This is a genomic window from Treponema denticola (genome assembly GCF_024181605.1).
Classification (GTDB): Bacteria; Spirochaetota; Spirochaetia; order Treponematales; family Treponemataceae; genus Treponema_B; species Treponema_B denticola_B.
This window is the reverse complement of record NZ_CP054477.1, coordinates 1623411-1637213: the sequence shown is the minus strand read 5'-3', so window position 1 is coordinate 1637213 and position 13803 is coordinate 1623411. Positions and strand designations below refer to the sequence as shown.

Here is a 13803-nt window from a genome sequence, read left to right as displayed (position 1 = left end):
TTCAGATACTGTTTACTTTAAGAGTTCGGGATAGGCCGCTTTCATCGGCCCATTCCGAGCGGGCTTTAAAGACCTCGCTTCCGTCTTTTGCTCTTATTATGGAGTGTATGCAAACATTTTCCGACCGGCTCGATCTGCATATAAGGTCTTCGCCGTACATAGCTGAAGAAACAAAATTGGTATCCAAGGTTTTTAGAAGTTTTCCTTTACAAAAATCGGCACTCATATAGGACAAAATCCACCTCAAATAGGTTAGATTGTTTACATGAGAGTTTATATCGATATCCAAAAGGGTCGGCCGGAAAGACTCTTCTATGTCCCAAGTTTCAGGCAATGGGATTTTTGCAAAAACCTTGCCTTCCATGTGTTCCTCATTAAAGGCTAAGTTACCGAAAACTTTTGTGTCCGGCTTTACAGGCTGGCCTGTTTCTGCATTTAATATTACCCAGCAAGAGCTTGCTCTGAAGATCGGCTTTTTAAGCTCTTTATATTCTTCTCTTATTGAATATAGATTTTCTTTTCCTTCTTCGATGCGGAGGTTTTCGGCGAAGGCCTCATCTATTGAATTTTTTTTGCCGTTTTTTGCATAAAAGAACGCAAAGTCCCTCAAGCAAAAAAATCCTTTCGGTGTTTGAGCCCATGTTTGGACTATTAACTCATCCATCCAAAGAGGGTATTCGGTAATTTCAAAATGCTGCTTTGTGATAACCCATGTTAAGCCCATTTTTTTCAAATGCGGGATGGAAAGCCCTGCACTGCTGTAATGCCCTGCTGCCAATTCCTGCATCAAAACAGCAAACTCCATGGGTGTAGCCCGGCATTTTCCATCTATGTTGCCTGTAAGCACCTTATGGCGTATAGTGTATTTATTGTCGATAATCATAGGCTGATTATAGCAGTTTTTATAAATTGTTTCTAGGTAAAGGATTTAAGGCTATGTAGACATATTTTATAAAATATAATATACTCAACGGCAATTATATTTTAGGAGGTGCGTATTTATGAGATCTTTTTCTAAATTTGCACAAATACTTTTTTTGGGGCTTCTTATTGTATCGGCTGTTTTTGTTGTAAGCTGCGGCGGAAGCGGAAATGCAGTTCTTAACAAGGATAAACCTCTCGTCTTCTTTAATAGACAGCCTTCAGATCCGACAACAGGAGAAATCGATATGACCTCTATGAACTGGAACGATAAGACCTATTATGTAGGTTTTGACGCTGCAGGCGGCGGCGCAGTTCAGGGAAAACTTATTACAGATTTTCTTGCATCGGCAGAAACTTCTCTTGACAGAAACGGTGACGGTATTATCGGTTATGTTCTTTGCATCGGTGACGTAGGCCACAACGATTCAAAAGCCAGAACTGAGGGTATCCGAAAGGCTTTGGGAACTTGGGCAGGTTCTACCGACCCCGGTAAAACAAAGCAGGGCTCAATTACCATCGCAGGAAAAACCTTCGATGTTATAGAGCTTGAAGGAAAGGCTATGACAGGAACCGACGGTTCTACATGGAATGCCAATGCCGCAACAGAGGCTATGGGCGGATGGGCAACAAAGTTTGCCGATCAGATCGACATGGTTGTTTCAAACAATGACGGCATGGCAATGGGCTGTTTACAGGCTTCAAACTATCCTGCAGGTGTTCCAATTTTCGGATATGATGCAAACGCAGATGCTATCGAAGCTGTAGGCAAGGGTCTTCTTACCGGTACGGTTTCTCAAAACGTTGATGCTCAGGCAACAGCAACCTTACAGGTTTTGCGCAACTTGCTCGACGGTTTAACCGGAACAGATGTATACACCAAGGGTATCACAGCCGAAGACTCTTACGGCAATAAAATTTCAGCTCCTGTTCAGTACTGGGCTGATGTAAAGGCTGTTATGGCTGCCAACTCAGGTGTTACAAAGGCCAACTACGAGAACTACCTCGGCGGAACAAGGGATGCCGGAGTTAAGCAGACAAATGCTCCCAAAAAGAAGGTTCTTTTAACAATTTATAATTCAGGCGACAACTTCCTTTCTTCTTCATATCTGCCTGCATTAAAATACTATGCTCCTTTATTGAACATTGAATTGACAATCGTTCAGGGAGACGGACAAAACGAATCAAGCTGTTTGGATAAATTTACAAACCTAAACAACTTTGATGCCTTTGCCGTAAACATGGTTAAAACGAACTCAGGTTCAAACTACACCGACAAGTTAAAGTATTAATGAGTCTTAAATTTTTAGATCTTCATTAATCTTTAATGGTTTTTAAGGCGGGGGAACTTTTCTCCTGCCTTAGAATTAAAATAAGCGGCTTTTAAAAAGCACTTTTAAAGGAGTGTGATCTTTGGGATGAGTGATGTAGTTCTTGAAATAAAGAACCTTTCAAAATCTTTCGGAAAGAATAAGGTTTTGGACGGTATAAATCTGACTGTAAGACAAGGCTCCGTAATGGGACTCATGGGCGAAAACGGAGCAGGAAAATCCACTATGATGAAGTGCCTTTTCGGTATATATACCCGGGATGAGGGCTCCATTTCTTTATTAAACAAATCAATCGAATTTAAAAATCCTAAAGAAGCTCTTGAAAGCGGAGTCGCTATGGTTCATCAAGAACTTAATCTTTGTCTTGACAGAACCGTTACAGATAATTTATTTTTAGGACGCTATCCGACCAACTTTGGAATTGTTGACGAAATAAAAATGTTTGAATCTGCAAGCTCTCTTTTTTCTTCACTCAATATGAATGTAAATCCCAAAACAATAATGCGTACCATGTCCGTTTCGCAGAGGCAGATGGTTGAAATAGCGAAAGCTGTTTCTTACGATGCAAAGCTCATCGTATTGGATGAGCCTACTTCTTCTTTAACCGAAAGGGAAGTAAAAAAACTTTTTTCGATAGTAAGAGCTTTACAAAAAAAAGGCGTTTCATTTATTTATATTTCGCATAAGATGGATGAGGTTTTTGAGGTTTGCGATGAGGTTGCCGTTTTACGGGACGGTAAGATGATTCTTTCAAAGCCCATAGCCGAAACGGATATGAACGAAATTATTTCGGCCATGGTCGGCCGCTCTCTGGATAAACGTTTCCCCGATGTGGATAATGTCCCCGGAGAGGACTTTTTAAAAATAGAAAACTTAAAAACAAAGTATGCACCCGTGCTCGAAGATATTTCTTTTACCGTAAAGAAGGGAGAAATCTTAGGCCTTTACGGGCTTGTAGGGGCAGGGAGGAGCGAGCTTTTGGAAGCCCTCTTCGGTATCCGTACTGTAGAATCGGGGAGCATAAGTATAAACGATAAATATCTTAAATTTAAGAGCAGTAAAGAAGCTATGGCTCATGGCTTTGCCTTGTTGACCGAAGAGCGTAAATTAAACGGAATGTTCGGCAAGGATACAATCGAATTTAATACGGTGATTACCAATTTGCATAGTTATAAAACCCTCGGCATTTTGTCAAAGCGTAAAATACGGGAGGCCGCAAACAGAGAAATTGAAACTATGAAGACGAGGTGTCTTTCGGCTGATCAGGGTATTTCGGCTTTGAGCGGAGGAAACCAGCAAAAGGTTATAATCGGAAAATGGCTGGAGCGTTCACCCGATGTGTTTTTGATGGACGAGCCTACCCGCGGTATCGATGTAGGGGCAAAATACGAAATATATCAGCTTATTATTAAAATGGCTAAAGAGGGAAAAACCATAATAGTTGTTTCGAGCGAGATGCCCGAAATCTTAGGTATTACCAACCGCATAGCCGTTATGTCCAACCGCCGCCTCGCAGGTATCGTAAACACCAAGGAAACCGATCAAGAAACCCTGCTCAGGCTTTCGGCTAAGTATTTGTAGGAATTATTTTAAGGAGTATGTTGTATGGAAAATAAAAATAATGAAAAGATAGATTTGGTAGACTTTAGTTTTTTTAACGAAGATGCAAGACTTGCCGAGTACGGTAAAACCCTTCATGATCTCCGTAAGGACGGGGTCGATAAGATAGCTTCTTTAAAAAATCATATTTATGCTCTTAAAAAGAACCGCTTAATAGACGATTCAGTAAAGGCCTCTTATATTGAAGAATACAAAAAAGAAATTGAAGAAGCAAAAAAGACGGCTCTTGAAAACAAGGATGCTGAAAAGAAATTTGCAGCCGAGGCTGTTGCTTATTCCAATAAGCTCTTTAACGATAATATAAAAGATTTTATAAAATCGGAAAATCAAAAGCAAAAACAGTACAAGATTGATTATGAAAATCAAAAAATTTCTATTCTGCAGGAAAATAAAGCTGCAAAAAAAGAGGCCTATGACGATTTTGCCGAAACAAAGGATTCTGCCGAGCTTAACCGCAAGCTCAATGTTTTAAAGTTTCAGCTTAATTCTTCTTTTGCTGAGGCAAAGAACAAATACAGAGATGCCGTTGCAGCCTCTAAAGAAGCAAAAAATCAAGCCTACATAGACCATGTTCAAAAAAATATTTCTTTAAGAAACGGAAGAACAAATCTTAAAGAAAATATGGTGCTAAATTTTAAGGATTATATTTACAAGTTTAAGCTTTCAAGTTTCTTATTGAGTAACGGTCTTTACCTTGCAATTTTGGTTTTCTTCATTATCTGTATAATTGTAGCCCCACTATCGGGAAACGGAAATCTTCTATCTCTTCCCAATATCTTTACGATTTTGGAGCAGGCTTCAACCAGAATGTTTTATGCTCTCGGCGTTGCAGGGCTCATTCTTTTGGCAGGTACGGACTTGAGTATAGGAAGAATGGTTGTTCTCGGTTCGGTTATTACAGGTTTGATTTTACATCCGGGGCTTAACATAGTAACCTTTTTCGGCCTCGGCCCTTGGGATTTTACGGCCATGCCCATGGTTTGGCGCTTGATGCTTTCGCTTGGGCTTTCAATATTGCTTTGCGTTTTATTTAGTGCCTTTGCCGGCGTTTTTTCGGCCCGGCTTAAGATTCATCCCTTTATTTCAACCCTTGCGACCCAGTTAATTATCTACGGTCTTTTATTTTTCGGTACGAGCGGAACTCCCGTTGGTTCAATCGATAATGAGGTAAAGGACTTGCTCGGCGGGCGGTGGATTTTAGGAATTGTGAATAACGAAATGATTACTCTTCCTAAGCTCATAATTCCCGCCTTAATTGCGATTGTAATAGCATGGTTTATTTGGAATAAGACCGTATTCGGAAAAAATATGTATGCCGTAGGAGGAAACTCTGAAGCTGCCGCCGTCAGCGGTATCAGCGTTTTTAAGGTTACGATGGGCGTTTTTATTATGGCCGGAGTATTTTACGGAGTGGGTTCCTTCCTCGAAGCCTTTAGGGCTAATGCAAGTGCAGGAACTGGACAAGGCTATGAACTTGATGCCATTGCCGCCTGCGTAGTCGGAGGCATCTCCTTTAACGGAGGGATAGGAAAAATAAGCGGTGCAGTAATAGGTGTTATTATCTTTACAAGCCTTACCTACTGCCTGACCTTTTTAGGCATAGACACCAACTTGCAATTTGTATTTAAGGGCTTTATCATCATTGCCGCCGTTGCCTTGGACAGCGTAAAATATCTAAAGAAGAAATAGGGCTTATAGTAATTTGAATGAGTGACGATAAAAATAATTACAATAAAAATGCAATTAAGTATGCTGTAAAAGAACACTATGAAAATTTGGCCAAGGAAAACCTTTCGGTAAACGGAGAGGCTGAAAAGATAACTGCCTCAATAGGCTATGCCGCAGAAGATTTAACCGGAATACCTAAAGAGGCTGACATGGGGCTTGGCTGCGGCAATCCGCAAGAAGCTGCCAAACCACGCTTAAATGAAACGGTTCTTGATTTAGGCTGCGGACGAGGTCTTGACTGTTTTATAGCATCAAAGGCAGTGGGTAACAATGGAAAGGTTTTCGGTCTTGACGGCTCTGAAACTATGATCCGCCGAGCTTCGGAAATAGCTTTAAAAAACGGCTTTACAAATTGTGAATTTATTCTTGGTGAAATTGAAAATATCCCGCTTCCCGATAAGTTCATAGATCTTATCATGAGTAATTGTGTGATAAATTTATCGACAGATAAATACAGAGTTTACTCCGAAATATATCGTTGTCTCCGCAAAGGGGGGCGAGTTGCTATTTCGGACATTACTCTAAAAAAGGCTCTGCCTGAAGAATGGGTTTCCGATCCCAATATGGTAAAAACCTGAGTGGGAGGTGCTTGGTCTGCGGAGCAGATAAAAGCAGCCTTTGAAAAAATCGGCTTTATCAATATCAGCATAAGTTCTAAAGAAGTCTCCGACGAATACGCAAAAAAATGGGGCCATGGTTTGGAAATAAAAAACTACATCCAAAGCAGCCTTATTTATGCAGGAGTAAAAATCTAAACCTATCGACAAAGCGTTTTTTTTAATATAGAATTATTAATTATTTGGAAAGGCTTTGGGCCTGAGGAGGGAGACTTTGAACTTAAAACAAGATACGGCCTTAGAGGACTTAAAAGATGACTTTATTTCCTTTTACGGAAATTCCGAGGAGAAAATTATTTTTGCAGCCTCTCCTGCACGGATAAATATAATAGGTGAACACATAGATTATAACGGAGGCCTTGTGCTGCCCGCCGCCGTTAATTTATATCTGAGAATTGCTCTGCGAAAAAGAAAGGATAAAAAAATATTTTACCGCTCGATGAAGGCGGAAAAAGTTTTTGAATTTGAACTTGACGGAAATCTGAATTTTGATAAAGAAAATGATTTTGCAAACTATTTAAACGGCATGTTTTTGTTTTTAAAGGAAAAAGGTTTAAAGGCTGATACGGGATTTGAGCTTTTAATTACAAGCGACATTCCGCAAGGGAGCGGCATTTCTTCTTCGGCGGCCTTGGAACTTTGTTTCGGTAAAATTATTTCTCATGCCTTCGGTTTTGAGCTTGACGGCATTGAGCTTGCAAAGACAGGCCGGCGGGTCGAAAACGAATTCTTAGGTCTTAAATCCGGAATTATGGATCAGTTTTCGATAGCTATGGGTAAAAAAAATCAAGCCCTTCTTTTGGACACTTCTTCCTTGGACTATGAGTACATTCCTCTCGAAACCGAGCCCTACCGAATTGTAATCATGAATTCCAATAAACCCCGTAAATTGACGGAATCAAAATATAATGAAAGAAAGGAAGAATGTGAAAAAGCTCTTGCCTTTTTACAAAAAAAAACGGACATAAATTTTTTATGCGATCTAAGCGTTTCCGATTTTGAAAAGCAGGAACAAGATTTAACTTCCAATTTGGGAGAAAAAATTTTCCGCAGAGTGAGGCATTGCGTTACCGAGATGGATAGGGTAAGGCTGAGTGCCGAGGCCTTAAAAAATAAGGACTTAAAACTTTTAGGCGGATACTTAAACCAATCCCATCTTTCGCTAAAAGACGATTATGAAGTTACCGGAAAAGAACTGGATGCTCTTTTCTTTGCAGCTATAAAAGAAAAAAGCTGTATCGGTGCCAGAATGACAGGTGCGGGCTTTTCGGGCTGTGCGATCGCCATTGTACACAAGGACGGTTTTGAAGAATTTGCCGAAAGAGTAGGGCTGGCCTACACGGAAAACACCGGCTTTACCGCTTCATTTTTTGCCTGCCAAGCCTCAGACGGAGTGTCCGTTATTTCGGTTTAAACGGTACTATTTACGCCGCTTAAAATAAATACTCCAAAAACTAAAAAAAAATGAAAAGACTCCCTCGAAAGATTGAAATTTGCATGGAAACGGGCTATACTATATAAGTAACGGATGTGTAAATTGATAATTCAGTTACACATGAAAAAAAACATTGATAAGGAGATTGTAATGAAAACAAACAAGAAAACGAGAGTTGCGGTGCTCATCACTGCTGTATTGGTTGTACTGCTTTTTTCAAGCTGTGCTTTTTTGGAGGGGATGACCGTTTCGCCGGATAAACCGTCAAGATCACTTTCCGTAGGTGATAGAGTGGGGGACAAGACTATCGTATGGGAAAATACAGGTGCAGGTTCATGGAAGTTCCTTGCAATGGGAACTCCGTCCGAGCCGATGCCTTGGGATCTTGATAGCTCACGGCATATAAGTGTAAAAAAACTATCCTCAGGTATGGGGGACGGAAAAGAGAACAGTATTTTCTTAAAAACAGAATTCGAATCGAACGGTTCCAAAACACATACGGTAAAAAATAGTGCTGTTATGTACTGCATTTCGCGAGGAGGATGGCTTCCATCACGGGATGAGGCCGAAAAAATAGCTCAATTCACAAGCAAAGACTTTTGGACGTCCCAGTGTGAGGCAAGCGCAAAGGCTTATTATTACAGCCCTCTTCAGAAAGGGCTTCAATCAAAATGGCGAAACGATCGCGAACCGGTTGTTGCTATCCCTGTGTACTATCTTGATGCACAAGGAAATGTAACAGAGCCGTAATAAGGAAATTACAAAATGAAAAAAAGAATTGCAAGTTGTTTACTGGCTGCTCTCGTTTTAGCAAACCTAACAGCTGCGGAATACTACGTTTCAAAAGAAACCGGTAAGAACGGAAATGCGGGTACAAAAGATGCCCCGTTTAAGAACATAGAAAAGGCTGCCGAAAAGGTTCAGCCTGGAGATAAAATCTACGTTGCCGAAGGCAATTACTACGGCGTTCGCGACAAGGGTTTTATCATGATACAAAAAGCAGTCGAAATTTACGGCGGATATTCCAAAGACTTTTCCAAACGGGATGTTTTAAAATACCGCACTCTTGTTATGCCGCCGGCTTCCTCAAACGGAACAGGCAGAGCAAACAAAGCTATGGAGTTCGACATTAAAAACGGTGAGGGTAAAAAACTCGTAATTGACGGTATCATCTTCGATAAAGGTCTTTCAAACGGGTATCATCCTACAAAGGGTAAGCCTCAGGGTGTGGAAACCGGTATGCTTGTTTTACCGCCGGGTCAAGGTGTGAATGGAGGTGAAAAGTCCATTACAACGGAAAAGGCTATATTCGGCGGAAGTATCATGAAGTGCGATGTACTTATTCAAAACTGCGTATTCAACAATGCTTCCAATTTTGCTATTCAGTTTGGAGGAACAGGCAATGTTAAAATTTTGAATAACGTCTTTACTGCAAATGCTATGTCCGCTTGTGAAATATGGGGAAAAGAAAATAAACCGAATGCCGTAACGGTGGAGTTCGCATATAATACGGTACTGTTTACTTGGCCTCGTACTCATGCCTTTGAAGACATGGGCTACGGTTTCCGCGTTATGACAAAGGTTGAGGTAAATATACACCACAATATTATTGGGCTGTCTTGTCTTTCTGCAGTAGACCGCTGCCGTATTGATAGTCCCGCTTCAATGGAAAATGGGCGAAAGGTGCTTATGGACAACAACCGCTTTTTTATGAATAAACAGGCGGATGTAACCCTGCCGGGATTAGGAACCTTCGAGTACGTATGGGTAAAAGACTTTGACGATCTTGACCGCTTTAACAGTGCAGAAGGCAATGAAGAGTTAAAAGACATTGCTTCTCTTAAAAATGTGTTAAATAAGGCATATTTGGCAGGTTTTTTGAATGCTACATATAAAGAAAAAACGGACTATGATCCGAATTCTCCCGCCAATGAATTCAGGCGTGCTATGGGAATGAACCAAACGATGACGGTTCAGACCAACGTGTCTATGTTTGCAAACAAATATCCCCAAGATGATGCCGTAAAACTATTCGGTGCAGTAAAAGGCTTCGGAGCGCAAGCGATTAAGTAATTCGGTTTACCGTTGTACGTTCTGTACAACGGTATCTTTACAGGATTTGCCGCCTCTCGGCCGGCAAATCCGCCGTGCCCTTCGCAGTAATTAAAAATCTACCATTCTTTGAACTTTTTCCGATTAATCATTTAATTCGGTATCAAGATAATAGATGAGTCCTTGGCGGCTGCCGCGTATAAAATACTTCCACCACAAAACAAGAGACTGGTTTAAAGGTTCTCCTATAGTTTGGAGGATGAGCATCTTTTCTTTTAAGTTCGGTTCAAGGAAGAAGGCTTGTTTTATTGCTTCCCGAATGGAAAGGCCGTGCACATCAAAGGCTTTATCCAAAAAATCCTTAAAGAACGAAGGATAAAGAATTTCATCTTCTTCCTTTAAAATGGAATTTTTTAATAGCTCATCAAAAGTTTTGTTTTTAATTTCTTTTGTGCTGTCGTCTTCAGGGAATTTAAAAAAGTTCGGAGGATAATTGCCTTGCACGGCTATCGAAGGATTTGTCTTTTCAAAAAAAAGATTCGTTTTGTTGTTTGCTCTTTCAAGCCGCAAAAATATTTTTTGTACGGCTTCCATGCTCGCCTTAACTGCCTCATCATAGCTTTCCGCAGAGCTTAGGACATTGCCGCATTTCTCTACATTGTTTTTAGGGAAGACGGCTTCATCTTTTTCAAAAAGGCGGGGTAAAACATCCTTTATGTTTTTTGTGCTCCTTGCTTCTTCAAGCCCGTATATTTTTTTTATGATGCCCGGCACCGAAATCCAAGCTCGTTCGGCACTAAAAAGAGCGGCTCTTTCAGCACTAAAGCTAGCGGCTCTTTCGGCGCTAAAACGAGCGGCCTCGCTATTAGGAAGTTCATCTACGGGTTCGCCTAAGGCTATTTTGACGGCGGCCTTAGTTACATCAAAGCCCGAAGAATAGGGAACCGTCCAGCCCGACATGTAGCCCCCTGAAAGGCGGGCGGCGATTTCTCCCACACAGGCAGTCCGTTTGCCGTTTTTTTTGGGATCGGCTTTTCGTAAAAAAATGTCTCCCTTGGCCGCCCCGTTTGTAAGCCCCAAGGCCTTTATCCCGAGAAAAAAAACTCTTATAAGCTCATCACATTCTTCCTTGCTCTTAATCGACGGAATCGTGTGTCCCATCTCGACAAAGTAGGGCGGAAAAAAAATGTGCCTGTCTGCGAGAGCGTTTAAAAAAATCTCTCCGTTTATAACTAGGGCTTCAAGCGAAAACTCTTCACCATCGATGAACTCTTCGGCTATAGCTTTTCCGCTCCGCGAAAAGTTTACCGCATCTTCTAGGGACGGTCTTAATTCATCTTGGGAATAGACCAAGCGGCAGCCCCGCGCTCCCATATTGTCGGCAGGCTTTACCGTAAGAGGGAATGGAATGGCTTTTTGTTTTAAAATTTGAAGAGCCTTATCTATTTCGTTTTTAAAAATATGGGTAAACTTAGGAGAAGGAACGCCGTGCTTTTCAAAGCTCTCCCTCATTAAAACCTTGTCGCTTGCACGGCGGGCGGCTTCCAAACTGTGTCCGGGAAGAGAACAGCTTTCTGCAATGGCTGCAACCGATACGGAAAAGTCCGTAGCTGCGGTAAAGACTCCGTGTAGGCCCTTTTCTTTTAAGCTTTTTGCAAGGTCTATGAGGGCGGGAATATCCTTTAAATCTATCGGAAAAAACTTATCGGCTTCTTTTGCACAAACCGCATTCGGGTTTCCGTCTACGGCAATGACCTCACAGCCCAGCTCTTTTGCAGCCCTTATTGCAGGACCCTGCATGAGTCCTGCTCCTAAAATTAAAATACGCTTTTTATTTTCTTTCATATTCCGGTTAAACTCATCTTAATCTAAAAATTTAAAAGCCTGTCGGAATATCTATAAAGCAGGTTTCAAGGTTTGTATCAAGTTCAAGCTTTTTTGCAACCAACTGAACGCCTACAGTTTCCGTTTGATAATGGCCTCCGGCAATTACATTTATTCTGTTTTCGAGGGCATTGTGATAGGTAATGTGTTCAATCTCTCCCGTTATGTATAGGTCAAGTCCTAAGGCTATTGCATCATCTATTTCCGAAGCGGCCCCGCCCGAAATGATTCCGATTGTTTTAATTTTTTTAGGCCCGAAAGGAAGGATGTTTGCAGGTTTTTCTCCTTGAGGAAAAAGTTTATTTATAATTTCATCTATTTCCAAGCCTTCTTCGGAACCTTCTTTTAAAGGAAGACTGCCGTAAAAACCTATGTTCAGCCCCCTGTACATGCCGAATTCTTTTAAGTTTTCAAGCTCAAGGCGGCGGGCAAGACCGATGTTGTTCCCGTAAAGGGGATGGGCATCGAGGGGAAGGTGAACGGCATAGAGAACTATGTCATTGTCTAAAAGAGCCTTTATTCTATGATAATGATTTCCCATAATCCGTAAGGAGCGGCTCCAAAAAAGGCCGTGGTGTACAAAAAGCATGTCGGCTTTCCGCTCGGCGGCTTCTTTTATGGATTGAAGACAGGCATCCACCGCGAAAGCAACCTTTTTTATTTCTTTTCCGCTGTTTTGCACCTGAACACCGTTTTGCGATAAATCTTGAACCGCAAAAGCATCTATGTTTAACAGCTCGGTAAAATAAAGATCAAGCTCTTTTAGTTTCATTATAATCCCCCCGCAAAAAACTTTTTAAAGATTATACTTTAGATTCTTTTTGTATTCAAGGCGGGTAAAAGATTGATAAAAAAGCCCCCGTCGGTTTAGACGGGGGGGGTAATTTTACAAGAACATTGCTGCAATCGTAGCTAATATCATAAGAGGAATATTATAATGCAGGAATGTCGGAACACATGTATCCCAAATGTGGTCATGCTGCCCGTCGGCATTCAAGCCGGCTGTCGGTCCCAAAGTAGAATCGGAAGCGGGAGAACCTGCATCGCCTAAAGCACCTGCCGTGCCGAGAAGACAGGCTATGGCCATGGGGCTGAAGCCGAGTCTCATACCAAGAGGAACATATATCGTTGCAATTACAGGAATGGTACCGAAGGAAGTTCCTATACCCATTGTAATACCAAGTCCGATTAAGAGCATTATAATAGCCCCGAGGAGTTTGCTTCCTCCTATAAGATTGGCGCTGGAAACAACAAGAGCGTCTACCGCTTTTGTCGCCTTAATTACTTCTGCGAAGCCTGCGGCAACGAGCATGACAAAGGCGATAAATCCCATCAGTTTAATACCTTCCGCCATAGTTTGATCCGCATCTTTTACCTTTATAACACGGGTAACAAGCAATATCAAAATACCGACAAGCCCGCCTAATGGCATAGAACCGGAGAAAACCTGTGTTACAAAGGCGGCTGCAATTGCTAAAAGAGTAAACCATTCACGTGAAGTAAATTTTATGTCTTTAACTTCATTTTCAGCCTTTATGTCTGCTTCTACCGTTTTGTATTCACGGGCTTTTCTGTAGGAAAAGAAAACCGCAATCAAAAGACCTAAAATCATTCCGGCACCGGGAAGAGCCATAGCTTTCCATACATCCATTTTATTGAATTGAAGTCCGTTTTGTGTCATAGAATCCGAAATAATTCCGTGAAAAATAAGACCAAAACCTGCAGGAAACGCGACATAGGGCCACTTAACCGAGAATGTTAAGCCGCAAGCCATGGCACGTCTGTCGAGTTTCATTTTGTTCATTACAACCAAAAGAGGCGGAATTAAAATCGGAATGTAGGCTATATGAACAGGAATTGCGTTTTGCGAAAAACAGCCGATAAATGCAATGATAAGCACGAATAGGGCTTTTTTATTTTTAAGCCATTTTTGTAATTTGACCGCTAAAAGTTCAACTATAGAAGTTGAAGTAATTGCCGCGGCTAAAGTTCCCAGCAAGATATAAGATAACGCCGTTTCGGCATTGCCGCCCATTCCCGAAATAAGAATGCTTATTGTGTCTTGAAGTCCTAAACCTCCAATAAGCCCTCCTACAATACCGGAAATCATAATTGCGATTAAGATGTTAATCTTAAGCAAGCACAATACCATCATAACAATGACGGCAATAACAACAGGATTGAACATATAAACCTCCGTTTTTTATGCAATTTA

12 protein-coding genes are annotated in these 13803 nt (G+C 41.3%); 8 read left to right on the top strand and 4 right to left on the bottom strand.

The features are described from left to right. Position 1: 1 nt before the first annotated feature. Positions 2 to 883: an acyl-[acyl-carrier-protein] thioesterase gene (locus E4N80_RS07585; RefSeq protein WP_253698578.1), complete on the bottom strand. Its 882-nt coding sequence runs from the start codon at positions 881 to 883 to the stop codon at positions 2 to 4. Positions 884 to 1001: 118 nt separating this feature from the next. Here E4N80_RS07585 and E4N80_RS07580 point away from each other — a divergent pair, with 118 nt between their 5' ends. From E4N80_RS07580 to E4N80_RS07545, 8 genes are all read left to right on the top strand, one after another. Then, on the top strand, positions 1002 to 2213 hold the full coding sequence (locus tag E4N80_RS07580; RefSeq protein ID WP_253698576.1) for a substrate-binding domain-containing protein: 1212 nt from the start codon (positions 1002 to 1004) through the stop codon (positions 2211 to 2213). Between the two features lie 126 nt (positions 2214 to 2339). Continuing rightward, entirely contained in the window at positions 2340 to 3833 is a 1494-nt protein-coding gene (locus E4N80_RS07575; RefSeq protein ID WP_253698574.1) for a sugar ABC transporter ATP-binding protein, read from the top strand. Positions 3834 to 3857: 24 nt separating this feature from the next. Further along, positions 3858 to 5561: a galactose/methyl galactoside ABC transporter permease MglC gene (locus E4N80_RS07570; protein ID WP_253698572.1), complete on the top strand. Its 1704-nt coding sequence runs from the start codon at positions 3858 to 3860 to the stop codon at positions 5559 to 5561. A 17-nt stretch (positions 5562 to 5578) separates the two neighbouring features. After that, a complete protein-coding gene (locus tag E4N80_RS07565; protein ID WP_253698570.1) occupies positions 5579 to 6178 on the top strand; it encodes a methyltransferase domain-containing protein in 600 nt (199 codons plus the stop codon). Next, positions 6179 to 6355, top strand: coding sequence for a hypothetical protein (locus E4N80_RS07560; RefSeq protein WP_044981810.1), 177 nt, complete (start codon positions 6179 to 6181; stop codon positions 6353 to 6355). 76 nt (positions 6356 to 6431) lie between these two features. Continuing rightward, positions 6432 to 7631, top strand: a complete 1200-nt coding sequence (locus E4N80_RS07555) for a galactokinase (RefSeq protein WP_253698569.1) — start codon at positions 6432 to 6434, stop codon at positions 7629 to 7631. Positions 7632 to 7802: 171 nt separating this feature from the next. Beyond that, on the top strand, positions 7803 to 8402 hold the full coding sequence (locus tag E4N80_RS07550; RefSeq protein WP_253698568.1) for a hypothetical protein: 600 nt from the start codon (positions 7803 to 7805) through the stop codon (positions 8400 to 8402). A gap of 15 nt (positions 8403 to 8417) precedes the next feature. Then, positions 8418 to 9725 (top strand): right-handed parallel beta-helix repeat-containing protein, encoded by a 1308-nt coding sequence (locus E4N80_RS07545; protein WP_253698567.1) that lies wholly within the window; start codon positions 8418 to 8420, stop codon positions 9723 to 9725. Positions 9726 to 9848: 123 nt separating this feature from the next. Here E4N80_RS07545 and E4N80_RS07540 read toward each other — a convergent pair whose 3' ends face one another. From E4N80_RS07540 to E4N80_RS07530, 3 genes are all read right to left on the bottom strand, one after another. Then, positions 9849 to 11549 carry an ATP-grasp domain-containing protein gene (locus E4N80_RS07540; protein WP_253698565.1) on the bottom strand — a complete coding sequence of 567 codons (1701 nt, stop codon included), beginning with the start codon at positions 11547 to 11549 and terminating at the stop codon, positions 9849 to 9851. A 31-nt stretch (positions 11550 to 11580) separates the two neighbouring features. Next, complete coding sequence (locus tag E4N80_RS07535; protein ID WP_253698563.1) at positions 11581 to 12360, bottom strand: Nif3-like dinuclear metal center hexameric protein; 780 nt, start codon at positions 12358 to 12360, stop codon at positions 11581 to 11583. Positions 12361 to 12474: 114 nt separating this feature from the next. Continuing rightward, positions 12475 to 13776 carry a Na+/H+ antiporter family protein gene (locus E4N80_RS07530; RefSeq protein ID WP_253698562.1) on the bottom strand — a complete coding sequence of 434 codons (1302 nt, stop codon included), beginning with the start codon at positions 13774 to 13776 and terminating at the stop codon, positions 12475 to 12477. Between the last annotated feature and the right edge of the window lie 27 nt (positions 13777 to 13803).